The sequence below is a fragment of the Sphingopyxis indica genome, assembly GCF_900188185.1.
GTDB classification, from domain to species: domain Bacteria; phylum Pseudomonadota; class Alphaproteobacteria; order Sphingomonadales; family Sphingomonadaceae; genus Sphingopyxis; species Sphingopyxis indica.
In genome coordinates, this window is record NZ_FZPA01000007.1 from 128,278 (window position 1) to 151,012 (window position 22,735).

General features: G+C 65.2%; 26 protein-coding genes. 7 read left to right on the forward strand and 19 right to left on the reverse strand.

Annotated elements, in window-relative coordinates; genetic code table 11:
* Positions 1-192: 192 nt before the first annotated feature.
* The 5 genes from rpsJ to rpsL all read right to left on the reverse strand — a co-directional run bounded on the left by rpsJ (position 193) and on the right by rpsL (position 5,062).
* On the reverse strand, positions 193-504 hold the full coding sequence (gene rpsJ, locus CHB69_RS10975) for a 30S ribosomal protein S10 (RefSeq protein WP_011543089.1): 312 nt from the start codon (positions 502-504) through the stop codon (positions 193-195).
* A gap of 147 nt (positions 505-651) precedes the next feature.
* The gene (tuf, locus tag CHB69_RS10980) at positions 652-1,842 is read right to left on the reverse strand and encodes an elongation factor Tu (RefSeq protein WP_089216047.1); all 1,191 of its coding nucleotides are present in this window, start codon (positions 1,840-1,842) and stop codon (positions 652-654) included.
* Between the two features lie 118 nt (positions 1,843-1,960).
* Entirely contained in the window at positions 1,961-4,054 is a 2,094-nt protein-coding gene (gene fusA / locus CHB69_RS10985; protein WP_089216048.1) for an elongation factor G, read from the reverse strand.
* A gap of 93 nt (positions 4,055-4,147) precedes the next feature.
* On the reverse strand, positions 4,148-4,618 hold the full coding sequence (gene rpsG / locus CHB69_RS10990) for a 30S ribosomal protein S7 (protein WP_089216049.1): 471 nt from the start codon (positions 4,616-4,618) through the stop codon (positions 4,148-4,150).
* 72 nt (positions 4,619-4,690) lie between these two features.
* Positions 4,691-5,062, reverse strand: coding sequence for a 30S ribosomal protein S12 (gene rpsL, locus CHB69_RS10995; RefSeq protein WP_089216050.1), 372 nt, complete (start codon positions 5,060-5,062; stop codon positions 4,691-4,693).
* Positions 5,063-5,367: 305 nt separating this feature from the next.
* On the opposite strand from rpsL, the gene CHB69_RS11000 reads away from it, so the two are divergent.
* The 3 genes from CHB69_RS11000 to dapD are packed head-to-tail and all read left to right on the forward strand — an operon-like array spanning position 5,368 to position 7,410.
* The gene (locus CHB69_RS11000; protein WP_089216132.1) at positions 5,368-5,883 is read left to right on the forward strand and encodes a DNA-deoxyinosine glycosylase; all 516 of its coding nucleotides are present in this window, start codon (positions 5,368-5,370) and stop codon (positions 5,881-5,883) included.
* Between the two features lie 10 nt (positions 5,884-5,893).
* Complete coding sequence (locus CHB69_RS11005) at positions 5,894-6,571, forward strand: pyrimidine 5'-nucleotidase (protein WP_089216051.1); 678 nt, start codon at positions 5,894-5,896, stop codon at positions 6,569-6,571.
* Positions 6,568-7,410: a 2,3,4,5-tetrahydropyridine-2,6-dicarboxylate N-succinyltransferase gene (gene dapD, locus CHB69_RS11010; RefSeq protein ID WP_089216052.1), complete on the forward strand. Its 843-nt coding sequence runs from the start codon at positions 6,568-6,570 to the stop codon at positions 7,408-7,410. The genes CHB69_RS11005 and dapD overlap by 4 nt, the downstream gene beginning before the upstream one ends.
* On the opposite strand, the gene CHB69_RS11015 is transcribed toward dapD, so the two are convergent.
* Together CHB69_RS11015 and gpmA are read right to left on the reverse strand one after the other, a co-directional pair.
* Positions 7,388-9,403 carry a DUF3857 domain-containing transglutaminase family protein gene (locus CHB69_RS11015; RefSeq protein WP_245836716.1) on the reverse strand — a complete coding sequence of 672 codons (2,016 nt, stop codon included), beginning with the start codon at positions 9,401-9,403 and terminating at the stop codon, positions 7,388-7,390. The two genes, dapD and CHB69_RS11015, sit on opposite strands and share 23 nt — an antisense overlap.
* 116 nt (positions 9,404-9,519) lie before the next feature.
* Entirely contained in the window at positions 9,520-10,206 is a 687-nt protein-coding gene (gpmA, locus tag CHB69_RS11020) for a 2,3-diphosphoglycerate-dependent phosphoglycerate mutase (protein WP_089216053.1), read from the reverse strand.
* A 203-nt stretch (positions 10,207-10,409) separates the two neighbouring features.
* Between gpmA and CHB69_RS11025 the strand changes: the two genes are divergently transcribed.
* Positions 10,410-10,868, forward strand: coding sequence for an Hsp20 family protein (locus tag CHB69_RS11025; protein WP_089216054.1), 459 nt, complete (start codon positions 10,410-10,412; stop codon positions 10,866-10,868).
* 266 nt (positions 10,869-11,134) lie between these two features.
* Here CHB69_RS11025 and CHB69_RS11030 read toward each other — a convergent pair whose 3' ends face one another.
* From CHB69_RS11030 to CHB69_RS11085, 12 genes are all read right to left on the reverse strand, one after another.
* The gene (locus tag CHB69_RS11030; RefSeq protein WP_212541919.1) at positions 11,135-11,614 is read right to left on the reverse strand and encodes a GNAT family N-acetyltransferase; all 480 of its coding nucleotides are present in this window, start codon (positions 11,612-11,614) and stop codon (positions 11,135-11,137) included.
* Complete coding sequence (locus CHB69_RS11035; RefSeq protein ID WP_089216055.1) at positions 11,611-12,720, reverse strand: M14 family metallopeptidase; 1,110 nt, start codon at positions 12,718-12,720, stop codon at positions 11,611-11,613. The genes CHB69_RS11030 and CHB69_RS11035 overlap by 4 nt, the downstream gene beginning before the upstream one ends.
* Positions 12,717-13,349 (reverse strand): DUF4136 domain-containing protein, encoded by a 633-nt coding sequence (locus CHB69_RS11040; RefSeq protein WP_089216056.1) that lies wholly within the window; start codon positions 13,347-13,349, stop codon positions 12,717-12,719. The genes CHB69_RS11035 and CHB69_RS11040 overlap by 4 nt, the downstream gene beginning before the upstream one ends.
* Positions 13,350-13,412: 63 nt before the next feature.
* Positions 13,413-14,087 (reverse strand): cell wall hydrolase, encoded by a 675-nt coding sequence (locus CHB69_RS11045; protein WP_089216057.1) that lies wholly within the window; start codon positions 14,085-14,087, stop codon positions 13,413-13,415.
* 195 nt (positions 14,088-14,282) lie between these two features.
* Positions 14,283-14,621 carry a DUF1491 family protein gene (locus tag CHB69_RS11050; RefSeq protein WP_089216058.1) on the reverse strand — a complete coding sequence of 113 codons (339 nt, stop codon included), beginning with the start codon at positions 14,619-14,621 and terminating at the stop codon, positions 14,283-14,285.
* Positions 14,622-14,645: 24 nt separating this feature from the next.
* Complete coding sequence (locus tag CHB69_RS11055; protein ID WP_089216059.1) at positions 14,646-15,110, reverse strand: PTS sugar transporter subunit IIA; 465 nt, start codon at positions 15,108-15,110, stop codon at positions 14,646-14,648.
* 153 nt (positions 15,111-15,263) lie between these two features.
* A complete protein-coding gene (hpf, locus tag CHB69_RS11060) occupies positions 15,264-15,836 on the reverse strand; it encodes a ribosome hibernation-promoting factor, HPF/YfiA family (RefSeq protein WP_089216060.1) in 573 nt (190 codons plus the stop codon).
* Between the two features lie 46 nt (positions 15,837-15,882).
* A complete protein-coding gene (gene dnaQ / locus CHB69_RS11065; protein ID WP_089216061.1) occupies positions 15,883-16,581 on the reverse strand; it encodes a DNA polymerase III subunit epsilon in 699 nt (232 codons plus the stop codon).
* 19 nt (positions 16,582-16,600) lie between these two features.
* The gene (coaE, locus tag CHB69_RS11070) at positions 16,601-17,224 is read right to left on the reverse strand and encodes a dephospho-CoA kinase (RefSeq protein WP_089216062.1); all 624 of its coding nucleotides are present in this window, start codon (positions 17,222-17,224) and stop codon (positions 16,601-16,603) included.
* Positions 17,221-18,036 carry a shikimate dehydrogenase family protein gene (locus CHB69_RS11075; RefSeq protein WP_170935523.1) on the reverse strand — a complete coding sequence of 272 codons (816 nt, stop codon included), beginning with the start codon at positions 18,034-18,036 and terminating at the stop codon, positions 17,221-17,223. Before CHB69_RS11075 ends, coaE begins: the two co-directional genes overlap by 4 nt.
* Positions 18,033-18,632 carry a Maf family protein gene (locus CHB69_RS11080; protein ID WP_089216063.1) on the reverse strand — a complete coding sequence of 200 codons (600 nt, stop codon included), beginning with the start codon at positions 18,630-18,632 and terminating at the stop codon, positions 18,033-18,035. Before CHB69_RS11080 ends, CHB69_RS11075 begins: the two co-directional genes overlap by 4 nt.
* Positions 18,629-19,441, reverse strand: a complete 813-nt coding sequence (locus tag CHB69_RS11085) for a pyruvate, water dikinase regulatory protein (protein WP_089216064.1) — start codon at positions 19,439-19,441, stop codon at positions 18,629-18,631. Before CHB69_RS11085 ends, CHB69_RS11080 begins: the two co-directional genes overlap by 4 nt.
* A 334-nt stretch (positions 19,442-19,775) precedes the next feature.
* Between CHB69_RS11085 and hemE the strand changes: the two genes are divergently transcribed.
* The 3 genes from hemE to rho all read left to right on the forward strand — a co-directional run bounded on the left by hemE (position 19,776) and on the right by rho (position 22,727).
* A complete protein-coding gene (gene hemE, locus CHB69_RS11090; RefSeq protein ID WP_089216065.1) occupies positions 19,776-20,804 on the forward strand; it encodes a uroporphyrinogen decarboxylase in 1,029 nt (342 codons plus the stop codon).
* Positions 20,805-20,824: 20 nt separating this feature from the next.
* On the forward strand, positions 20,825-21,271 hold the full coding sequence (locus CHB69_RS11095; protein ID WP_089216066.1) for a CopD family protein: 447 nt from the start codon (positions 20,825-20,827) through the stop codon (positions 21,269-21,271).
* 199 nt (positions 21,272-21,470) lie between these two features.
* Entirely contained in the window at positions 21,471-22,727 is a 1,257-nt protein-coding gene (rho, locus tag CHB69_RS11100) for a transcription termination factor Rho (RefSeq protein ID WP_089216067.1), read from the forward strand.
* Positions 22,728-22,735 lie beyond the last annotated feature (8 nt).

The window sequence follows — 22,735 nt, forward strand, 5'->3', positions numbered from 1 at the left end:
ATCTCGATACATCGCCCCGTCCGGGCTGAGGTGCCGCCATCCCGAGGGAGAAGCGGCGAGACGGGGGACGCAGCCCGGTCGTTGATGCTTCCGATGGAAGCGACCGGCGGTATCCACCCTATCGTCTGCGCAGGCGGCGAACCGGCCTGCCGATAGAGACCCCGAACCGACGGTCCGGGGCGGCGCTGGCGTTTAGGCCAACTTGATCTCGACGTTCACGCCCGCGGCGAGGTCGAGCTTCATCAGCGCGTCGACCGTCTGCGGGGTGGGCTGCACAATGTCGAGCAGCCTTTTGTGGGTGCGCACCTCGAACTGCTCGCGCGACTTCTTGTCGATGTGCGGGCCGCGGTTCACGGTGAACTTCTCGATACGCGTCGGCAGCGGGATGGGGCCGCGAATAAGCGCTCCGGTGCGACGCGCCGTGTCGGCGATGTCGGTGGTGGCCTGATCGAGCACGCGGTGATCAAAGGCCTTCAGGCGAATGCGAATATTCTGCGTTTCCATGACTGTTCCAGTCGAATCCCGTCTGACGATGCGAAAGAGCCGAAATGACCCATGCCGGCCCCCGCAGGGAGGCCGGCAAGGCCATTGAAATTCCTAAAGCTACGAGCCGCGCGAATCGGTCCGAATCGCGCGGCTCGCGGCCCTATATTACTTTGTGATCGAAGCCACAACCCCTGCGCCGACCGTGCGGCCGCCTTCGCGGATCGCGAAGCGCAGGCCCTGGTCCATGGCGATCGGGGCGATCAGCTTGACCGACAGCTGGACGTTGTCGCCCGGCATCACCATCTCGGTGCCCTCGGGGAGGATGACCTCGCCGGTGACGTCGGTGGTGCGGAAGTAGAATTGCGGACGATAGTTCGCAAAGAAGGGCGTGTGGCGGCCGCCCTCGTCCTTCGACAGGACATAGACTTCCGAGGTGAACTCGGTGTGCGGGGTGATCGAGCCCGGCTTCGCGAGGACCTGGCCACGCTCCACCTCTTCGCGGCCGACGCCGCGGATCAGCGCACCGATGTTGTCGCCGGCTTCGCCCTGATCGAGCAGCTTGCGGAACATTTCGACGCCGGTGACGGTGGTCTTCTTGGTGTCCTTGATGCCGACGATTTCGACTTCCTCACCAACCTTGACCACGCCGGTCTCGACGCGGCCGGTGACGACGGTGCCGCGACCCGAGATCGAGAACACGTCCTCGATCGGCATCAGGAAGGGCTTGTCGAGCGGACGCTCGGGCTGCGGAATCCAGCTGTCGACGGCTTCCATCAGCTTCAGGATGGCTTCCTTGCCGATGTTGTCGTCGCGGCCTTCGAGGGCGGCGAGTGCCGAACCCGCGATGATCGGAATATTGTCGCCGTCGAAGTCGCGCTTCGAAAGCTCTTCACGGATTTCGAGTTCGACGAGCTCGAGCAGCTCGGGATCGTCGACCTGGTCGACCTTGTTCAGGAAGACGACCATGGTCGGAACGCCGACCTGCTTCGCGAGCAGGATGTGTTCCTTGGTCTGCGGCATCGGGCCGTCGGCGGCCGACACGACGAGGATCGCGCCGTCCATCTGCGCGGCGCCGGTGATCATGTTCTTCACATAGTCGGCGTGACCCGGGCAGTCGACGTGCGCATAGTGGCGCGCGTCGGTTTCATATTCGATGTGGGCGGTCGAGATGGTGATGCCGCGCTCGCGCTCTTCGGGCGCCTTGTCGATGTTCGCGAAGTCGACCGCGGCGCCGCCGCCGGTTTCCGCGAGAACCTTCGAGATCGCTGCGGTCAGCGAGGTCTTGCCATGGTCGACGTGACCGATGGTGCCGATGTTGCAGTGCGGCTTCGTCCGCTCAAATTTAGCCTTAGCCATGATGTTTTGAACCTTCTTGTTCGCGTGTTGAGTTGATCAGTCCCGGACGAGCCTGCTGAATCAGGCGCCGCCCTTAGTAGGTCTTGCCGCGCGGCGCAAGTCCGCGCGGCGTGTCCCGTCAGGCCATCTTCGCCTTCACTTCGTCGGCGACGTTGCTCGGCACTTCTTCATAGTGCGAGAACTGCATCGAATATTGCGCGCGGCCCTGGGTGAACGAGCGCAACTGGTTGACGTAGCCGAACATATTCGCAAGCGGCACGATCGCGTCGACCACCTGCGCATTGCCGCGGCTGTCGGTGCCCTGGATCTGGCCGCGGCGGCTGTTGAGGTCGCCGATCACGTCGCCCATGAACTCCTCGGGGGTGACGACTTCGACCTTCATCACCGGCTCGAGCAGCTTGATGCCCGCCTTCGCCGCGACTTCGCGCATCGCCGCACGGCCGGCGATTTCGAACGCCAGCGCCGACGAGTCGACGTCGTGATAGGCGCCGTCGACCAGCTTGATCTCGAAGTCGATGATCGGGAAGCCGATCATGTGACCGTTCTCGGCCGATTCGCGGAAGCCCTTTTCGACCGCCGGAATATATTCGCGCGGGATGTTGCCGCCCTTGATCTCGTCAAGGAAGGTGATGCCGCTGCCGCGCTCGCCCGGGGTGACCTGCACCTTGACGCGGCCGAACTGGCCCGAGCCGCCCGACTGCTTCTTGTGCGTATAGTCGACCTCGACCGGCTTCGCGAGGCTCTCGCGATACGCCACCTGCGGCGCACCGACATTCGCTTCGACCTTGAACTCGCGCTTCATGCGATCGACGAGGATGTCGAGGTGAAGCTCGCCCATGCCCTTGATGATCGTTTGACCCGATTCATGGTCGGTCGACACGCGGAAGCTCGGGTCCTCGGCGGCGAGGCGGTTGAGCGCGACGCCCATCTTTTCCTGGTCGGCCTTGGTCTTGGGTTCGACCGACAGCTCGATCACCGGCTCGGGGAATTCCATGCGCTCGAGGATGATCGGCGCGTTCGAGGCGCAGATCGTGTCGCCCGTCGTGGTTTCCTTGAGGCCGGCGAGCGCGACGATGTCGCCCGCATAAGCCTCTTCGATGTCCTCACGCGAGTTGGCGTGCATGAGGAGCATACGGCCGATCTTTTCCTTCTTGTCCTTCACCGAATTGAGGTAGGTGCCCTTCGAGAGCGTGCCCGAATAGATGCGCGCGAAGGTGAGCGAGCCGACGAACGGGTCGTTCATGATCTTGAACGCGAGCATCGACAGCGGCGCCGAGTCGGAGGTCGGACGCGAATCGGCTTCCTCGGTGTCGGGGTTGATGCCCTGGACGTCGGGGATGTCGAGCGGCGACGGCAGATAGTCGACCACCGCGTCGAGCAGGGGCTGGACGCCCTTGTTCTTGAACGCCGAGCCGCACAGCACGGGCACGAACGCCTGCGCGAGCGTGCCCTTGCGGATCAGCGCCTTCAGCGTCGCGACATCGGGCAGTTCGCCTTCGAGATAGGCTTCCATCGCGGCATCGTCCTGCTCGACGGCGAGCTCGACGAGCTTTTCGCGATATTCGGCGGCCTTGTCCTTGAGGTCGGCGGGAATCTCTTCATAGAAGAATTCGGCGCCGAGGCTCTCGTCCTTCCAGATGATCGCGCGCTCATTGGCCAGGTCGACGAGGCCCTTGAAGTCGCCTTCGGCGCCGATCGGCAGATAGAGCACCGCCGGCACCGCGCCGAGGCGGTCGATGATCGTCTGGACGCAATAATAGAAATCGGCGCCGGTGCGGTCGAGCTTGTTGATGAAGCACATGCGCGGAACGCGATATTTCTCGGCCTGGCGCCACACGGTTTCCGACTGCGGCTCGACGCCCGCCACGCCGTCGAACGCCGCGACCGCGCCGTCGAGGACGCGCAAGCTGCGCTCGACCTCGATGGTGAAGTCGACGTGTCCGGGGGTGTCGATGATGTTCAGGCGATGCTCGGGTCCCTTGCCCTCGTCGGCCTTCCACAGGCAGGTGGTCGCCGCAGAGGTGATGGTGATCCCGCGTTCCTGCTCCTGCTCCATCCAGTCCATCGTCGCGGCGCCGTCATGGACTTCGCCGATCTTGTAGGACTTGCCAGTGTAATAGAGGATGCGCTCGGTCGTCGTGGTCTTGCCGGCGTCGATGTGCGCCATGATACCGAAATTGCGATAGCGTTCGAGCGGATGGCTGCGTGCCATGATCTTTTCCTTGGGTTTTGGGGGAGGCCGGAAGGGCCGCCCCCGATATAGGAAGATTTGTTGCGATTGCGAGACGCCGGAGCGTCCGTGCAATTACCAGCGGTAGTGCGAGAAGGCGCGGTTCGCTTCCGCCATGCGGTGCGTGTCTTCGCGCTTCTTCACGGCGTTGCCGCGGTTGTTCGACGCATCGAGCAGCTCGCCCGACAGGCGCGCGGCCATCGTCGTTTCGCTGCGGTTGCGCGCCGCGGTGATCAGCCAGCGGATCGCGAGCGCCTGCGCGCGGTCGGGGCGGACCTCGACGGGGACCTGATAGGTCGCGCCGCCGACGCGGCGGCTGCGCACTTCGATGCTCGGGCGGATGTTGGCGAGCGCTTCGTGGAACACGCCGAGCGGTTCCTTCTTCGCGCGGGCTTCGACCGCTTCCAATGCGCCATAGACGATGCTTTCGGCGACGGACTTCTTGCCGTCGAGCATGACGCTGTTCATGAATTTGGACAGCACGACATCCCCGAAACGGGGATCGGGCAGGATTTCGCGGCGTTCGGGACGACGACGACGAGCCATGGGATATTCCTTTACAACAGCATCCCGGGCGATGCGCCTCGCGGGATGATCAAATAGCCGAAAAAGCGGTCCTTATTTCGGACGCTTCGCGCCGTACTTCGAACGGCTCTGCTTGCGGTCCTTCACACCCTGGGTGTCGAGCACGCCGCGCAGGACGTGGTAGCGCACGCCGGGAAGGTCGCGCACGCGGCCGCCGCGGATCAGCACGACGCTGTGTTCCTGCAGGTTGTGGCCTTCGCCGGGGATGTAGGAAATGACTTCGCGGGCGTTGGTCAGACGGACCTTGGCCACCTTGCGGAGCGCCGAGTTCGGCTTTTTCGGGGTCGTCGTATAGACACGGGTGCAAACGCCGCGCTTCTGCGGGTTCGCTTCCATCGCCGGGACCTTGGACTTCGCCTTTTGCGGCGTCCGGCCCTTGCGGACCAGCTGGTTGATCGTGGGCATGAATGCTTCACCTTCAAATGTCCGCCCATCGGAGCGAACGGTTACTCTACCGCGTGAGGATGAAGCTCCGGCCCCGACCGCCCCGAAAGGGCGAAAACGGCCGACCTTGTAACAGCAAAAGACCCCGGCAGATCGTCCTGATCTTCCGGAGGCTCCATCCGCGCCAGCAATGTTCAAGCGCTGTTGTGATCCGAACCGGCAGAAGTCCGCCGCTTTCGAACGGGGGCGCCCCTAGCTCCGATTCCCTCGCCGGTCAAGCGATAAGCGGGTTGCGGCCCGGAAATCCGGCGGATAGCGAAGGCCCGATGCCCGCCGTCCGCCACGCCAGCTTCGCGCCGCACGTCGCCGCCGACGCGCGGCTGCTGATTCTCGGCAGCCTGCCGGGCGCCCGCTCGCTCGCCGAACGCCGCTATTATGCGCATCCGACGAACCAGTTCTGGCGGCTGCTCGGCGCGGTGACCGGCCAGCCGCTCGCGGCCCTCGACTATCAGGCGCGGCTCGCCGCGCTCGCCGCAGCGCGCGTCGGCCTGTGGGACGTGATCCGCAGCGCCAAGCGGCGCACGAGCAGCGACGGTGACATCCGCGAGGCCGAGGCGCATGACCTTGCCGAACTGGTCGCGAGCCTCCCCGCGCTTCGGATGGTCGCGTTCAACGGCGGCAAGGCGGCGGCGATCGGGCGGCGGCAGATCGGCAATCCCGGGCGGGTAACGCTCATCGACCTGCCGTCGAGCAGCGCCGCGAATACGGTCGGCTTTGACGCGAAGCTGGCGCAGTGGATGCGGCTGCGCGCGGCGCTTGCCCCCGAGCGCCCGAATCCCTAAGCGCCGCGGCATGGCCCCGCGCATCGACCATATCGACAGCTGGATCTTCGATCTGGACAACACGCTCTATCACCCGTCGGCGCGGCTGTTCGACCTGATCGACGAACGCATGGGCGCGTTCATCATGCGGCTGCTCGGCTGCGATGCCGAAGAGGCGCGGCGGGTGCAGAAGCACTATTTCCACGATCATGGCACGACGATGGCGGGACTGATGCGTCACCACGGCGTCGATCCCGAGGATTTCCTGCGCTATGTCCACAATATCGCGCTCGACCGGCTGACCCCCGACGCGCGGCTGCGCGCCGGGCTCGAACGCCTGCCCGGGCGGCGGCTGATCTTCACCAACGCCGACGCCGACTATGCCGCCCGCGTCCTCGAAGCGCGCGGGATCGCCGACCTGTTCGACGGAATCTGTGACATTCGCATCACCGCCTATACCCCCAAGCCCGAGGCCGCGGCCTATGACAGCATGGTCGGCCATCTGGGGATCGATCCGGAGCGCAGCCTGTTCGTCGAGGATATGGCGCGCAACCTGACCCCGGCGAAAGCGCTGGGAATGACGACCGTGTGGCTGGACAATGGCAGCGAAAGCGGCCATCGCGGCCACCTGCCGGACCATGTCGATTTCCATGTGAACGACATCGGCGACTGGCTCGACTCTTTGCCGCAACCCTGGGGAATTTCATGAGCACCGACCTGCAAGCCACCATCGAAGCCGCATGGGAGGCCCGCGACACGCTGGGGCTGGCGACGCAGGGTGCGGTGCGCGAAGCGGTAGAGACGGCCATCGCCGGGCTCGACGACGGCAGCTTTCGTGTCGCGGCCCGCGATGCCGATGGAGCGTGGCAGGTCAATCAATGGCTCAAGAAGGCCGTGCTGCTGTCGTTCCGCCTCAATGACATGGAGATCATCGAGGGCGGGCCGGGCGGCGCGACCTGGTGGGACAAGGTGCCGTCGAAATTCGCGGGCTGGGGCGCGAACCATTTCCGCGCGGCGGGCTTTCGCGCGGTTCCCGGGTCGATCGTTCGCCGCGGCGCCTATATCAGCAAGGGCGCGGTGCTGATGCCGAGCTTCGTCAATATCGGCGCTCATGTCGGCGAAGGGTCGATGGTCGACGCCTGGGCGACCGTGGGCAGCTGCGCGCAGATCGGCGCGAACGTCCACCTGTCGGGCGGCGCGGGGATCGGCGGCGTGCTCGAACCGCTGCAAGCCGGCCCCGTCGTGATCGAGGACGGCGCCTTCATCGGCGCGCGCGCCGAGGTCGCCGAGGGCGTGATCGTGCGCGAGGGCGCGGTGCTGTCGATGGGCGTCTATCTGGGCGCCTCGACCAGGATCGTCGACCGCGCCACGGGCGAGGTCTTTATCGGCGAGGTGCCCGCCTATGCGGTGGTCGTGCCGGGATCGCTGCCGGGCAAGCCGCTGCCCGACGGGACGCCGGGGCCGTCGCTCTATTGCGCGGTGATCGTCAAGCGCGTCGACGCACAGACGCGCGCCAAGACCGGGATCAACGAGCTGCTGCGCGATTGAGGGCGGCCGCCGACAGGCACGGGACATTGTCGGCGGTCCAGTCGAAATCATAGGTGGCAGGCACCAGCTTGCGCGCCGAACTCGGTGCGGCTCCGCCCTCCGGCGCATAGAATATCCAGCCCTTGCTGTTGTCAAAGGACGCAATCCGTCCATTGTCCCGGCGCGCGCTGGCTGCATCTATCTCCATATTCTCGACGCGAAAGCCGCGAACCATCCGTATCGACCCGTCGCGAATATCGAAAGCGCGATAATAGTTCTGGCCGAAGATGTGAGTGTCGAAGCCGGATTTGTATGTCCAGTTCGCCGCCGTCGTCGTCGAGGGCGGGCGGACCGTCGTCACGTAGCAGTTGAAGCGGGGCTCGTTGAAAAAAGGCAGATCCTGATTCTGGTCGGCGGGCCGAACCCGCTTTTCGGGCGGATTGAATCCGCCGCCAGGCAGCGCGAGCGACCGCGCTCCATCGCCATCGTCCTCCCAGTCGACCTCCCACTTGCCGACGATGGTCAGGATGCTCGCTCCGGACTTTTCGTCGTAGCTCAACTTCGCATCGTCAACCGTCTGCCAGGTGCTGCCCACGAATTGCTGGCGTAGCCCGGTAAGCAACTGATCGGCGCTCAACCCCGACAGGAGCGCCTGTTGCTGAAGCCCGGCAATGCCGCGCGTGATGGTCGTGCTGGTCACCCGCGCCGGCTGGTCGAAACCGGCGCGCGCATCAATCTCATACAGGTTGATTTCGTCGGGCCTTTCGGCCGGTCGCCATTCGCGCTTTTCCAGATTGCTGCCGCGCGCGCTGAGCGGCAGGACCCACCGATAGTCGATTACCGGATCGAGCGCAGGGATCGCGACGGGCGGCAGCGTGCCGTCCATCCAATATTGCTTCCCGTCGATCCGCGCACGGACGAGGACATGATCGAACAATCCCGGATTCGGGAGCCGCTCGTCGAACGCATCGTCGTTCCTCTGATTATTGACGACGACGGCCTCCGCCTCGATTCCCAATTCGGCGAGCAATCCCATCAGCAAGGCGGTCTTGGCCTTGCAATCGCCATAGCGGCGCTGCCAGGTTTCTTCGGCCGTAGCAGGGGTCAGATTTCCGTCCCCCAGACCGACATAGATATAGCGGACGTCCTGCTGGACCAGCTTGAGCGCAGCGGCCCCCCGGTCGAGCGGGTTCGCATGGGCCGCGGCGATTCGCTGCGCTTCAAGCTTGAGCAGGGACCCCTCGGGAATGCGCGCAGCCTTGGCATAGAGCGGCGCGAAATGCCTTGATACCGCCGCCCAGTCATCGAAATCGCTATATTCGACGATCCGCTGCCACTGATAGCGGGCCGGCGCATCCTTTGGCGGCGTCAGCGTCGCCGGATTGTCGAACAGGAAATCGACGCTGCGACCGCCATTCCGTGCGACGGCCGCCATGTCGGGGGTCATCCGAACATGCGGCTTATACCCTTCATCCCAGCTCAGCCCGAGGCGGAACCGGCCCGCTTGCGGGCTGGACAGAAGGAAGAGCAAGCCCGAATCATTGTTCGCCATCGTGGGGTCGTCCGACCGTGTCGTCAGTCCGACCTCGAGTTCGTCGCCGACACGCAGGTCAGGCACGCGCAATACGGCCGTCAGAACGCCGTCCAGCATCGCCGCCTCGAGCTGGTCCTCGCGGCGCAATATCTCGAAAGACGCGTTTTTGAGGACGTCGATCGTAGCGCCATCGCGATGCACGTTGATCATGTGGACGACTGGCGGTCCCGACACCGGGTTCCAGGCGATCGAGATATTGCCGAGCTGCAGGGCGTTGGGATGGAGGAGCCGCATCCGGTAGCCAAGATATTGCGCCTGCCCGCGATCGTCCAAATGCGCGACGATATCCTGTCGGCGGACAAAAATCAGACCTGTCGCGTCGTCGGGCACCGACATCAGGTCGGACGGAATCACCCATTCCGGCGTCGGCCCCCGCTGGACCTGGTCATTCTCGGCCCTTGCCGGTGCGGGCGCCATCATCGGCGCCAGCGCCAGCCATATCCACCCTGTTCTATGCAAGTCACCGCCCCCGGCAATTTTCTGACATCATGTCGAAAATATGCGAGAACGCAAGGTGAAGGATCGCGAAAGTCCGCTCACCGCTCGCTGAGATAATAGCGTTCGCGCGCGCTGAGATCGTCGGCGAGGTCATAGACGATCGGCTGGCCGGTCGGGATTTCGAGGCCGGTGATGTCGGCGTCCGAAATTCCCGACAGATGCTTGACCAGCGCGCGCAGGCTGTTGCCATGCGCCGAGATCAGCACGGTCTTTCCGGCCCTGAGTTCGGGCGCAATCGCGCTCTCATAATAGGGCAGCACGCGCGCGATCGTGTCTTTCAGGCTCTCGGTCACCGGGATGTCGATGCCGGCGTAGCGCGGGTCGCCCGACAGATCATAAGGCGAGCCCGCCTCGAGCGGCGGCGGCGGGGTGTCGAAGCTGCGGCGCCAGATCCTGACCTGTTCGTCGCCATGTTTCGCCGCCGTCTCGGCCTTGTCGAGGCCGGTGAGCCCGCCATAATGACGCTCGTTGAGCCGCCAGTCCTTGGTCACCGGGAGCCACAGCCGCCCCATCGCCTCGAGCGCGAGGTTCAGCGTCTTGATCGCGCGCGTCTGGACCGAGGTGAAGCAGGTCGTCGGCGCGATCCCCTTTTCCTTCATCAATTCGCCCGCCGCCCACGCCTCGGCCGCGCCCTTTTCGGTGACGTCGACGTCCCACCAGCCGGTGAAGCGGTTTTCGAGATTCCACTGCGACTGGCCGTGACGGATGAGGATGAGCTGCGGCATTGTCTTCCTTCCTGAAAGGGGCGCCCGTACGCGCGATTCGCCGCCCCATAGCGCGCGCGGACGGGGAGGACCACCGCCCCTCTTGAAACGGTTTCAGACGTTACCATTTTTGGTTTTACCCGGTTGCCGAAACGGGACCGGGCGAGGCTGTGGCACATGCCGCCGCCCCATGACTTCGCTTTGGAACAAGGAAGGAATGCATCATGCGTAACAGTTTCGACTGGACCCCCTATCGCCGCTCGACGGTCGGATTCGACCGTTTGTTCGATTTCCTCGAAAACAGCGGCGCGGCGGAAAATTACCCGCCCTTCGACATCGAAAAGATCGCCGACGACCATTTCCGCATCACCGTTGCGGTGGCAGGATTCAAGAATGACGAGATCGACATTACCGCCCAGCAGAATATGCTGACGGTCAGCGGCCGCAAGGCGCCCGCGAAGGAAGGCGAGGAGCGCAAGCTGCTCTATAGCGGTATCGCGACGCGCGCCTTCGAGCGCCGCTTCCAGCTCGCCGACTTCGTCCGCGTCGACAAGGCCGACCTTGCCGACGGGCTGCTCACCATCGACCTGGTGCGCGAAGTGCCCGACGCGATGAAACCGCACAAGATCGCGATCGGCGGCGGCAAGCCGTCGTTGGTCGACGACAGCAAGAAAGCGGCCTGAGCCGCCGCGCTTGAACGAACGGGGTCCGGGTCCCTTCCGGACCCCGCTTCTTATTCGGGCGGCGCACGCCATTTTTTCGCACGAAGACACAAAGCCACGAAGCCACGAAGAATCCCTGTCACCGATCGCATCTGGCTTGTCGAAGGCCGTTGTTTTCTTTGACGCCGCAAAAGAAGGACGGTGCTTCGACAAGCTCAGCCCAAACGGATTTTGGCGGATTTTGGGCGAATCTTCGTGGCTTTGTGTCTTCGTGCGAGAATTCTCCTTCACAGCGTCCGCGTCATGAAGCGGCTGAACGGATCGGGCTTATAGTCGCCGAACGGGTCGCATTCCTCGAACCCATAGCGGCGATAGAGCGCGTGTGCGGGTTCGAACGCCGCGCCCGATCCGGTTTCGAGGCTGAGCCTCCCGGCGCCGCGCGTCCTGGCCTCGGCCATGATGTGATCGAGCATCCGCGCCGCGACGCCCTGGCGCAGAAAGGCATCGGCGGTGCGCATCGACTTGATCTCGCCGTGCCGCGCATCGAGCATCTTGAGCGCCCCGCAGCCCGCGAGATCATCGCCGCGATGGATCGACCAGAAGGTGACGCCCGGCCCCTTGAGCCCCTCGAAATCGAGGAAATGACAGCTCTCTGCCGGCGAATTCGCCAGCATCCCAGCAAAATGCGCTTCGAGCAGCGCGCGGATCGGCGTGCCCGACAGATCGTCCTCGACGATCCGCCAGGCCCCATCCGCCTTCGGACTCACAGCATCTGATCCAGCGTCGCGAGGCACGCATGGGCGAGCAGCTTGCAGCGTTCGGGCGACCAGCCCTGTGCCGGGTCGGGCAGGTCGCGATTATCCTTGAACGGCATTTCGATCGTCATCGACACCGCACCGAAGCGCTCGGCGAGCTGCGTCGTCGACATCGAGAGGTTCGCCTTGCCGGGCGGCGAGGATTCATAGCCGAGCTCGGTCTGGAAATCGGGCGTGTTCGCGGCGAGCGCATTCTGGAAGGCGAGGAACGCTGCCATCTGCTCGTCCTTGAGCGACGGAATGCCCTCGAAGCCGGCAAGGAAGACCGCCGGAATCGCTTCGTCGCCGTGGACGTCCATCGCCCAGTCGACGCCGCTTTCGTCCATGGCATTACGCACGCAGAGCACTTCGGGGCTCCGATCGGGGGTCGGTTCGTGCCATTCGCGGTTGAGGTTCACGCCCGCATAGTTGGTGCGCAGATGGCCGCGGCGCGAGCCGTCGGGATTCATGTTGGGGACGATGTGGAAGCGGCACTTCGCCCGCAGCGCGCGTGCATGCGGATCGGCGGGGTCGGTGAGCTTTTCGAGCGCCCCTTCCATCCACCATTCGGCCATGCTCTCACCCGGATGCTGGCGCGCATAGAGCCAGACCTGCGTGTCGCCGGTGCCCATTTCGAGGCAGTCGATCGGCTGGCCTTCGAGGCTGGTGCCGAGACAGCGATAGGTCACGCCCTCGCACCCGGCGACCGACGCGATCAGGTCGTGGTGCCGCTCCATCGAATAGGGCGCAAAATAGGCGATCCACAGGATCGGCGCTTCGGCGGTGTGACGGATCGCCAGCGTGCCGGCTTCATAGCTGGTGTCGAGCCGGAACCAATCTTCGCGGTCATAGCTCGCGCAGGCGGCATAGCCGGGCCAGCCGTCGGGATAGGCCGAATTCGCCAGCCCCTCGATCGCAAGCTCGAGCGCGTCGCCCACAGCGCAGGCGACGCGGAAATGAAACCATTGATAGAAGTCCGATTCGCGGTCCTTGCGGATCGAAAGACGGGCAGAGGTGCCTTCGAGCGACTCCACGACGATGTTGCCGCTGTCGAAGGCGGCGTTGATGCTGATGGTCATGGGACGGTGATAGTGCGTCCCGATTCGCCGGGAAAGTCCTTGAATAAGGCTTCGGACAATTTCGCCGCCGCGAGCGAGGGTTGCGCCGCGGGTGCCTTTGCCGGAATCGCGGCGAGCGCGCGGCCTTCCCACAGCGCTTGGCCGGTCGCGGCATCGTCGATGCGAACGCTGAGGCGCAGATTGTCCATCTCGCGCGGTCCGCCGCCGAGATTGATCCCGACACCCACGCCGAGCCCCGACCCATAGCTGCCGGTCGAGCCGCCAACGCCGACCGACACCGGCGAACGCTTCGCCGCCACGCCGCGATCGGCGCGTTCGAACCCTATGCGCACCTTGAGCGGCGCGGTGCTCGTCGCCGCGCCCTCCGCCGGGACGAGGCCCTGAAGCCGGAGCTGGCGTTCGACCGCGGTGCGATAGCTGTCCCATTCGAGCGAGGGCTGGATGCCGCTGGTCATGCCCGTCGTATCGGCGAGCGGAACCTCGTCGATGACGTAGCGCGTGCCGGGCGCCCAGCCCGCGACCGCTTCGCTGTGGAAGCGCGTGACCTCGACCGGCGGGACGGGGGTGGCGCAGGCGGCAAGCGCAAGCGCGGCGGTGCCGAGCAGAACGGCAGGAAGATGACGCATCATGCGGACATGATGCGCCCTCGAAGCTGGCTTGGCAATGAACGGCCCGAAAGCCGTTGTTGCGGATCAGCGATAGAAGATATGATTGTCGATCTGCGCGACGCGCGTCTTGCGCCACGCCGGGCGCACATAGCGTGCATGGAAGAAAAGCGCGCCCGGCGCCTTGTTCTTCCAGCTGCCGTCGCGGGCGATCTGTGCGATCGCGAGAGCGCGCGTCCATTGCGCGCTCGATTCGCGGATGCGCGGCATCTTGCCGCCGCGCAGGAAGCTGAACTGGCGGCGCTGATGCACCACGCCGCAATAGCTGTCGGGGAAGCGGCCCGATTGGGCGCGGTTGATGATGACGTGCGCGACCGCAAGCTGGCCGGCGAGCGATTCGCCGCGCGATTCGAAATAGACCGCACCAGCAAGGCAGCGCAGTTCGGGATCGACCTCGGCGGGGCGGGGGGTCGCATCGACGAGCGCGGCGAGCGTCGCGGCCGGAACGAACGCCGGCTCGGCGGGCGCGACCGGCGCTTCGGGTTGGCCGGCAAGAGGGGTATCGGGATCGACCGGAGCGACATCGGTCGACGGGTCCGCGGTTTCCGTCACCACCGGCGCCTCGGCGCTCGGCAGGGTGATCGCGGGAATATTGGCGTCGGCGCCAAGTCCGGTGGCGAAGCCGGGTTCGGCCAGAAACAGCATGGGAGCCACGGTCAAGGCCACGGCAGCCGCACTGGCAGCGTTCAATATGCGACTCATAATGTCCGTCGAAAGGGCGGCTGATGAACCGGAACCTCAAAGACAGGCGGGGGGGTTATGGCCCTGTGCCGCCTGCGGTCATCATCCGACTGCGTGTCCGTTCCGTTTGTCGGAAAATCCCGTCATCGAAGGGACGCCGCGGAACGACCTGCGCGTTGCAAACTGCGGGGCCACTTATTGTGCGCCGCACCAATGTCAAGCCAATAATGCCCACTCGGCGACGAGTTGTGGCGCGTTCGCGATGTCCACCTCTATGATCCAGAGGTCGGGATCGGTCCGGCGCCGCCGCTCGACATAGGCTGCGCGCGCCTCCGAATCGCTGTCATTTTCGGGATCGACGGCCTCCCAGACGTAGCGCCCGCCGGGGGCGAAACGTCGTTCGAGCAGCTGTCCCATGCTGGCACGATCGCGGCATTGGACAAGGATCGTGCCCGCCTGGTCATCGCCCGCCGCGATGACGGTCGCAAAGCCGCCCGCCGCCTCGGTGCGGCGAATCAACAGATCGACGAGAAAGCGGCTGGTCAGCCGCGCCATGGCAAGGAGCGGCGGTGCGCGGCGTCAGGCCGCGTCACGCGCTTCGCTGTCGACGAGCAACGCATAGAGCGCTTCGTCGTTCTTCGCGCCGCGCAGCCGGTCGGCGACGCTCTCGTTGCGGAGCATCCGCGACACGCCGGCGAGCGCCTTCAGATGGTCGGCCCCCGCGTCGAGCGGCGACAGGAGCACGAAAAGGAGGTCGACCGGAAGGCCGTCGACCGCCTGAAACTCGATCGGCCGCGCGAGCTGAAGGAAAAGGCCGCGCACGCCGCCGAGATCGGGCAGCTTTGCATGCGGCAGCGCGATGCCGCGCCCGAAACCCGTCGAACCGAGCCGCTCGCGTTCGAGCAGTGCCTCGGCAACCTCGCCCGAGTCGAGACCAAGCGAGCGCGCCGCGAGGTCCCCGATGAACGGGAAAAGCGCCTTTTTCGAATCGATCGGCACATGCGCGCGCACCGTCGCGGGATAGAGGAGGGAAGATAGGTTCATCGATCAGGTCAAATTCTGTCAAAGCAGCGGCGCCCGCCTCCCGGTGCGGGCTCTGGGCGAACGGTCTGGAATCAATGTGGCAGGTTTCGCCACCGCCGGTTCGGGCATCGTTGGGCGCGGCCCTTAGGCCGGATGGCGAAAAAAATCCAGCCCCTATTGCGGCTCGACCCAGCCGATCGTTCCGTCGCGGCGGCGATAGACCATATTGTGCGAGCCCGTCTTGCTGTTCACGAAGAGCAGCGCATTGGTGTCGCGCAGGTCGAGCATCATCACCGCGTCGGACACGCTGCTGGTCGGAATATCGACGCGCGTTTCGGCGATCACCGCCGGCGCGTCGCCCGCATCGTCGTCCTCATTTCCGCCGTCAAAGACGATATAGCTCGCATTGTCCTGGATTTCGTCGATCGTCGGCGACGGTTGTCCGGGGCTGCTGCGATCCTTCAATCGTCGCATATAGCGCCGGAGCTGCTTTTCGATGCGCTCGGCGGCGCCTTCGAAGGCGACATGGGCGTCCTGCGCCTGGCCGTGCCCCTTGAGCACGAGTCCCTGCATCACATGCGCGACGATATCGCACTGAAAACTGTCGTGCGGCCCTTTGCCGAAGGTGGCGTGCGCCCCGATCGCGCGAGAGAAATATTTGTCGGCAATCGCGTTCATCCGGTCCGACACATGCGCCTGCAGCGCTTCGCCGGTTTCGATCTGGTGCCCAGAGACGCGGATTTCCATTTGTCTTCTCCTTCAAGGCCTCAGCGACGGCGGCGGCTGCCGACCGTCACGGACTATCGTGCCACAAAGGCTGGTTCAGCGTGGCCACGAATTCGGTATGACGCGCAAGCTCGGCCGCGGTTGCGGCGTGCGGGCGCGGTTCGCGATAGGGACGGGACGAAACGACGCCGGCCGTCGACGCGGCGACGGGCCTCGACGCGGGCGCCGCTTCGGCGCCGAGGCCGAGCCCGATCTGCCGCCCGCCCGTCATCTCGATATAGAGATGCGCAAGCAATTCGGCGTCGAGCAGCGCGCCGTGCTTGACCCGGTGGCTGCGGTCGATGCCATATCGGGTGCAGAGCGCGTCGAGGCTGTGTTTGGCGCCCGGATGCAGCTTGCGCGCCATCTGGACGGTGCAGCACATGCGGCTCATGTCGAGCGCGGGCCGCCCGGCGCGCACGAGTTCGGCGTTGACGAAGCCGAAGTCGAAAGCGGCGTTGTGCGCGACCATCGGCGCATCGCCCAGAAATTCTAGCAGTTCGTCGACGCGGCTGGCGAACAGCGGCTTGTCGGAAAGGAACTGGATCGACAGCCCGTGGACCGCCTCGGCCTCCATCGGCATGTCGCGCTCGGGGTTGAAATAGGCGTGGAAATTGCGGCCGGTCTCACGGCGATCGACCAGCTCGATGCATCCGATTTCAACGAGGCGGTCCCCGGCGCGGGGATCAAGGCCCGTGGTTTCGGTATCGAAAATTATCTCTCGCATCGAGGGATTAATCTGGACCTTATCGGGCGCGGAAACAAGAGGCGATGGCACGAATCTGGCGATGCGTCTCGCTTTTCGGGCGGCCGGTTTCGATGACGAAATCGGCGCGCGCGCGCTTCACCCGATCGGGCAGCTGAAGCGCGCGGATCGTCTTGAGCCTGGCGTGCGTCATCCCCGGCCGGCGCAGCACCCGCTTGCGCTGGATCCACAGCGGCGCGGAGACGACGGCGATCGCCCCGACGCGGTGCCAGCCGCCTTTTTCGAACAGGAGCGGAATGTCGAGCACGACGAGCGCCCGCGCGCGGTGCCGCGCCAGAAAGCGCTTCTGCGCGCGGGCGACCGCCGGATGAACGATCCGCTCGAGCGCCGCGAGTTCATATTTGTCGCCGAGCACGCGCGCGCCGAGTTTCTGGCGATCGACGCCCCTGGGTCCCGTCGTACCGGGAAAGCGCCGCTCGATCGGACCCACGAGCGCCCCCCCGGGGCCCTGCAGCCGGTGGACCTCGGCGTCGGCGTCGAACACCGGAACGCCCTCGCGCTCGAACATCTGCGCCGCGGCCGACTTGCCCATGCCGATCGACCCCGTCAGGCCGAGGATGAAGGGGCGGCGAAGCCGCGAGGCAGGGCGCTTGTAATGCGTCATGCGGTGAGCAGCGCGCGAAGCTCGTCGTCGCGGCCTTCGGGCGGCGGCGCGCCGAAGAACAGCTCGAAGGCGAGCGCCGCCTGGCCGATCAGCATGTCGAGCCCGTCGACGGTCTCCAGCCCGCGCGCCTCGGCGGCGGCGAGGAGGCCGGTCTGAAGCGGCGAATAAACGAGGTCATAGACGATCGCATCGCCGGGTAGCGGCGCGAGGTCGAGATCGAGCGGCGGCTGGCTGCTCATGCCGAGGCTGCTCGCATTGACGAGCAGCGCGGCGGGCGGCAGCGGCGCGTCGAGCGCCAACGCCTCGCCCTTGAGCCCGAAGGCAGCGAGCAGGCCCATCGCCTTCAACGGCGAGCGGTTGAGGATCGTGACCGACCCGACCTTCGCCCGCGCGAGCGCGAATAGCACCGCCCGCGCCGCGCCCCCTGCGCCGACCACGACGACGGGCGCACCCTCGAGATCGAGTTCGGCGAGCGGCGCAAAAAAGCCCGCCGCGTCGGTGTTGGTGCCGATCAGCCTCCCGTCGGGCTGGCGCACTACCGTGTTCATCGCGCCGATCGTGCCGCGCACGTCGCCCGGATCTTCGACAAGATCCATCACCGCGGCCTTGTGCGGCATGGTGACATTGCAGCCGCGCCAGTCGGAATCGCCGCGGCGCGCGTCGATATAGGCCGCCAGATCGCCGGGTCTGACGTGATGACGCTCGTAGCGGCCCGTCAGACCGAGCGCTTCGAGCCAGAAATCGTGAATCAGCGGCGATTTCGACTGGGCGATCGGATCGCCGATCACCTCCGCATAGGGAATCCCGCTCATGACCGCGCCAGCCCCGTGGCGCGCAGCCACGCGAGGAGCGGCAGCATCGGCATGCCGACGATGGTCCAGGGATCGCCTTCGACCCGATCGAACAGTTGCACGCCCGCCCCCTCTATCTCGTAACAGCCGACGGTCCAGCGGATGCTGTCCCAGTGGCGCGCGACATAGTCGGCGACGAAGCCGTCCGACAAGGGGCGCATCCACAGCTTCGCCTCGCCGATCGCGCGCCAGACGGGCTTGCCATCCTGTGCGGCGACCACGGCGCTGAACAGCCGGTGGCGCGTGCCGGCCATGCGGCGCAGATGGTCGGCGGCTTCGTCCGGGCTTTCGGGCTTGGCGAGCATCGTTCCGTCATCGAGCGCGAGCGTCGAATCGGCGCCGAGCACGGTGACGCCGGGAAGCCGCGACGAAATCTTCACCGCCTTGGCCTCCGCGAGCGCGTCGGCGATGTTACGCGCCGTCTGTCCCTCGGCGCGCAGCGCAGCGGTCAGCGCCTCCTCGTCCACATGCGCCGCGGTGCTTTCGAAATCGAGGCCGGCGGCACGCAGCATCGCCGCGCGCCCGCTGCTCTGCGAAGCGAGGACGAGCCGGGTCATGCCGCGTCGCGATCTTCGACGAGCTTGATCACCGCCGCGGCGGTTTCCTCGATCGAGCGGCGCGTCACGTCGATCACCGGCCAGCTATTGTCGGCGAAGATGCGGCGCGCGAAGGCAAGTTCGCTCTTCACCCGGTCCTCGTCGACATAGGCGGTCTCGGGCGCCTGATTGAGCGACAGCAGCCGGTTGCGGCGAACTTGCACGAGCCGGTCGATGCTCGTGGTCAGCCCGACGACGAGCGGATGTTTCAGATTGTAGAGCGCGTCGGGGGGCGGCGATTCGGGGACGATCGGGATATTCGCGGTCTTGTAACCGCGATTGGCGAGATAGATGCTCGTCGGCGTTTTCGAGGTGCGCGACACGCCCGCAAGGACGATGTCGGCCTGCTCCCAATTGTCCCAGCCGATGCCGTCGTCGTGTGCAACGGTGAACTGGATCGCATCGACGCGCGCGAAATAGGCGGCGTCGAGCGCATGCTGGCGCCCCGGGCGCGCCTTCGCCTCCTGCCCGAGCATCCGCGACAGCGCATCGGTGACCGCATCGAGCGCCGCGACGGTGGGCAGGTTCAAGGCGCCCGCGCGCCGTTCGAGACTGACGCGCAGATCGCCGCTGACGAGGGTGAAGAGGATCATGCCCGGGCTCGCCTGCACTTCGGCCATGATCCGATCGAGATGCGATTCCGAACGCACCATCGGCCAGAAGTGGCGCACCACCTCGACATCGTCGAACTGGGCGATCGCCGCCTTGGCGATATTTTCGAGCGTTTCGCCCGTGGAATCGGATATAAGGTGCAGGTGCAGGCGGCTCATCGCCGCACCATGGCGTCGCCGATCCGAAAAAGGCAAGCGACGAAGCGAAATCGGCACCTGTGGATAAAATCCGGCACAAGCCGGGGAGCAAAGGGGGAGGATGGTTTCATCCCCGGCGCTGTCGATTCCACCCCATAGATTGTCCACAGCGCGCGAAACTTATCCACAGGCTGTGAAGAAGGCGAAGAAGAAATGCGACTCCCCGCGGTGGATCGGCCGCAAAGGAGTCAAGCTGTTGGCAAAATCGGTGCCGCGCCCTAAAGCCCGCTTATTCGACCGCCAACAAACCACCACAATCATTCTAATATATAATGATGGAAGAAAGAAGGGCCGCGTGACCGGGTCACCGAAACAGCTGCTGGCTACGTTGCGCGGGGTGCGGCAGGAACGGCCCGCACTGTGGCTGATGCGGCAGGCGGGGCGCTATCTGCCCGAATATCGCGCGCTTCGTGAGACCAGAGGCGGGTTCCTCGAGCTGTGCTACGATCCCGAAGCAGCCGCCGAAGTGACCTTACAGCCGATCCGGCGCTTCGGTTTCGACGGCGCGATTCTTTTTTCGGACATCCTCGTCGTGCCGCACGCATTGGGGCAGGAACTGTGGTTCGAGGCGGGAGAGGGGCCGCGCCTTGCCCCGCCGCTCGTCGATAGCAGCCTGGCGGCGCTCGAGGCGGCGCCCGAGCGGCTCGAACCGGTCTATGCGACCGTCGCGCGCGTTGCTGCCGCGCTGCCCGAGGCAACGACCTTCCTCGGTTTCGCCGGCAGCCCGTGGACCGTCGCGACCTATATGGTCGCGGGACAGGGGTCGAAGGATCAGGCGGCGGCGCGGCGCATGGCATTCGGCGATCCCGTGGCCTTTGCGGCGATCGTCGACGCGATTACCGATGTCACGATAACCTATCTGTCGTGCCAGATCGAAAATGGCGTCGAGGCGGTGCAGCTGTTCGACAGCTGGGCCGGCAGCCTGAGCCCCGCGCAGTTCGAGCGCTGGGTGATCGCACCCAATGCCGAAATCGTGCGGCGGCTGAAGGCGCTGCATCCCGGCACGCCGGTCATCGGCTTTCCGAAGGGGGCGGGGGGCAAACTCGCCGCCTATGCGCGCGAAACCGGCGTCGATGCCATCGGGCTCGACGAGACGGTCGATCCCGCCTGGGCCGACGCGGCGCTCCCCGAAAATCTGCCGGTGCAGGGCAATCTCGACCCGCTCGCGCTCGTCGCCGGCGGCGAGGCGCTCGATGCCGCGACCGATCGCATCCTTGCAGCTTTCGCGTCGCGGCCCCATATCTTCAACCTCGGCCATGGCATCGTGCCCGATACGGCCGTAGCCCATGTCGAACATCTGGTCCGGCGCGTCCGCGGCGGATAGGCAGCAGACAGGCAGACGAAATGGACTGGACCGGCTTTTTGGGGGCGACGATGCTGTGGGTAAAAGCGGCGCATATCATTTTCGTCATTTTCTTCATCGCCGGCCTGTTCATGATGCCGCGCTTCTTCGTCTATCATCACCAATGCCCGGTCGGGTCGGAAGAAGACAAGAAGTGGATCGAGCGTGAGGATCGGCTGCGCCGGATCATCCTCAATCCGTCGATCATCCTCGTCTGGGTGCTCGGGCTGATGCTCGCCTTCAACGGCGATTATTGGCGCGAAGGCTGGCTCCACGCCAAGATCTTCTTCGTGTTGCTGCTCTCGGCTTATCACGGCTGGGTGGTCGGTTATGCGAAGAAGCTCGCGAAGGGCGAGCGGCGCCTCAGCGAAAAGCAGCTGCGGCTGCTCAACGAGATACCGGGGATCGCCGCCGCGATCATCGTGATCCTCGTCGTCGTCCGGCCCTGAGCGCGAGCCCGCTCCGTCGCAGCCCCGATTGACTTGGCTGTGCGCCGGTTATAGGGGCCGATCAACCCCGCATCGCGCGGGCGGCGCACTCCCTTGCGCCGAAGATGTCGAAGCGGCCGTCCCCCGGCCGGACAGGCACCGGCCGGTGCCCTGAATCGAACGAATTTTCCCAATATTTTCTGTAATCCGGACTCCATTCATGCATCTGAAAGAACTCAAGACCAAATCGCCCTCGCAACTCGTCGAAATGGCCGAGGAACTGGGGGTCGAAGGCGCTTCGACGCTGCGCAAGCAGGATCTGATGTTCTCGATCCTCAAGGAACTCGCCGAAGAGGGCGAGGAAATCATCGGATCGGGGACGATCGAGGTGCTGCCCGACAGCTTCGGCTTCCTGCGCAGCCCCGAGGCCAATTATCTTGCCGGTCCCGACGATATCTATGTCTCGCCCAACCAGGTCCGCAAATATGGCCTGCGCACCGGCGACACCGTCGAGGGCGAGATTCGCGCGCCGAAGGACGGCGAGCGCTATTTCGCGCTGACCAAGCTTACGGCGGTCAATTTCGACGATCCCGAAGTCGTCCGCCACCGCGTCAATTTCGACAATCTTACCCCGCTCTATCCGAACCAGAAGCTCTCGCTCGACGCGCTCGACCCGACGGTGAAGGACAAGTCGGCGCGGGTGATCGACCTCGTCAGCCCGCAGGGCAAGGGCCAGCGCGCGCTGATCGTCGCGCCGCCGCGCACCGGCAAGACCGTGCTGCTCCAGAACATCGCCAAGGCGATCACCGACAATCATCCCGAGGTCTATCTGATCGTCCTGTTGATCGACGAGCGCCCCGAGGAGGTCACCGACATGCAGCGCAGCGTCAACGGCGAGGTCGTCTCTTCGACCTTCGATGAGCCCGCGACGCGCCACGTCCAGGTCGCCGAAATGGTGATCGAAAAGGCGAAGCGCCTCGTCGAGCACAAGAAGGATGTCGTGATCCTGCTCGACTCGATCACGCGTCTCGGCCGCGCCTACAACACCGTCGTGCCGTCGTCGGGCAAGGTGCTGACCGGCGGCGTCGACGCCAATGCGCTGCAGCGGCCGAAGCGTTTCTTCGGCGCCGCGCGCAACATCGAGGAGGGCGGGTCGCTGTCGATCATCGCGACCGCGCTGATCGATACCGGCAGCCGCATGGACGAGGTGATCTTCGAGGAATTCAAGGGCACGGGCAACTCGGAAATCGTGCTCGACCGCAAGGTCGCCGACAAGCGCATCTTCCCCGCGCTCGACGTCGGAAAATCGGGGACGCGCAAGGAAGAATTGCTCGTCGAGAAGGACAAGCTGTCGAAAATGTGGGTGCTGCGCCGCATCCTCATGCAGATGGGCACGATCGACGCGATGGAATTCCTGCTCGACAAGATCAAGGATTCGAAGACCAACGAGGATTTCTTCGAGTCGATGAACCAATAGGCCGCGTC

What these genes read in the sequence shown, in the direction of transcription:
- CHB69_RS11040 (WP_089216056.1), bottom strand. Translation starts at nt 13,349, where the DNA reads ATGATGCGTCATCTTCCTGCCGTTCTGCTCGGCACCGCCGCGCTTGCG.
- CHB69_RS11095 (WP_089216066.1), top strand. Translation starts at nt 20,825, where the DNA reads ATGGACTGGACCGGCTTTTTGGGGGCGACGATGCTGTGGGTAAAAGCG.
- CHB69_RS11055 (WP_089216059.1), bottom strand. Translation starts at nt 15,110, where the DNA reads ATGAACCTATCTTCCCTCCTCTATCCCGCGACGGTGCGCGCGCATGTG.
- CHB69_RS11000 (WP_089216132.1), top strand. Translation starts at nt 5,368, where the DNA reads ATGCCCGCCGTCCGCCACGCCAGCTTCGCGCCGCACGTCGCCGCCGAC.
- gpmA (WP_089216053.1), bottom strand. Translation starts at nt 10,206, where the DNA reads ATGCCGCAGCTCATCCTCATCCGTCACGGCCAGTCGCAGTGGAATCTC.
- CHB69_RS11080 (WP_089216063.1), bottom strand. Translation starts at nt 18,632, where the DNA reads ATGACCCGGCTCGTCCTCGCTTCGCAGAGCAGCGGGCGCGCGGCGATG.
- coaE (WP_089216062.1), bottom strand. Translation starts at nt 17,224, where the DNA reads ATGACGCATTACAAGCGCCCTGCCTCGCGGCTTCGCCGCCCCTTCATC.
- hpf (WP_089216060.1), bottom strand. Translation starts at nt 15,836, where the DNA reads ATGGAAATCCGCGTCTCTGGGCACCAGATCGAAACCGGCGAAGCGCTG.
- CHB69_RS11050 (WP_089216058.1), bottom strand. Translation starts at nt 14,621, where the DNA reads ATGGCGCGGCTGACCAGCCGCTTTCTCGTCGATCTGTTGATTCGCCGC.
- CHB69_RS11015 (WP_245836716.1), bottom strand. Translation starts at nt 9,403, where the DNA reads ATGATGGCGCCCGCACCGGCAAGGGCCGAGAATGACCAGGTCCAGCGG.
- rpsJ (WP_011543089.1), bottom strand. Translation starts at nt 504, where the DNA reads ATGGAAACGCAGAATATTCGCATTCGCCTGAAGGCCTTTGATCACCGC.
- fusA (WP_089216048.1), bottom strand. Translation starts at nt 4,054, where the DNA reads ATGGCACGCAGCCATCCGCTCGAACGCTATCGCAATTTCGGTATCATG.
- CHB69_RS11005 (WP_089216051.1), top strand. Translation starts at nt 5,894, where the DNA reads ATGGCCCCGCGCATCGACCATATCGACAGCTGGATCTTCGATCTGGAC.
- CHB69_RS11045 (WP_089216057.1), bottom strand. Translation starts at nt 14,087, where the DNA reads ATGAGTCGCATATTGAACGCTGCCAGTGCGGCTGCCGTGGCCTTGACC.
- CHB69_RS11085 (WP_089216064.1), bottom strand. Translation starts at nt 19,441, where the DNA reads ATGAGCCGCCTGCACCTGCACCTTATATCCGATTCCACGGGCGAAACG.
- rpsL (WP_089216050.1), bottom strand. Translation starts at nt 5,062, where the DNA reads ATGCCCACGATCAACCAGCTGGTCCGCAAGGGCCGGACGCCGCAAAAG.
- CHB69_RS11035 (WP_089216055.1), bottom strand. Translation starts at nt 12,720, where the DNA reads ATGACCATCAGCATCAACGCCGCCTTCGACAGCGGCAACATCGTCGTG.
- rho (WP_089216067.1), top strand. Translation starts at nt 21,471, where the DNA reads ATGCATCTGAAAGAACTCAAGACCAAATCGCCCTCGCAACTCGTCGAA.
- CHB69_RS11025 (WP_089216054.1), top strand. Translation starts at nt 10,410, where the DNA reads ATGCGTAACAGTTTCGACTGGACCCCCTATCGCCGCTCGACGGTCGGA.
- tuf (WP_089216047.1), bottom strand. Translation starts at nt 1,842, where the DNA reads ATGGCTAAGGCTAAATTTGAGCGGACGAAGCCGCACTGCAACATCGGC.
- rpsG (WP_089216049.1), bottom strand. Translation starts at nt 4,618, where the DNA reads ATGGCTCGTCGTCGTCGTCCCGAACGCCGCGAAATCCTGCCCGATCCC.
- dnaQ (WP_089216061.1), bottom strand. Translation starts at nt 16,581, where the DNA reads ATGCGAGAGATAATTTTCGATACCGAAACCACGGGCCTTGATCCCCGC.
- CHB69_RS11075 (WP_170935523.1), bottom strand. Translation starts at nt 18,036, where the DNA reads ATGAGCGGGATTCCCTATGCGGAGGTGATCGGCGATCCGATCGCCCAG.
- dapD (WP_089216052.1), top strand. Translation starts at nt 6,568, where the DNA reads ATGAGCACCGACCTGCAAGCCACCATCGAAGCCGCATGGGAGGCCCGC.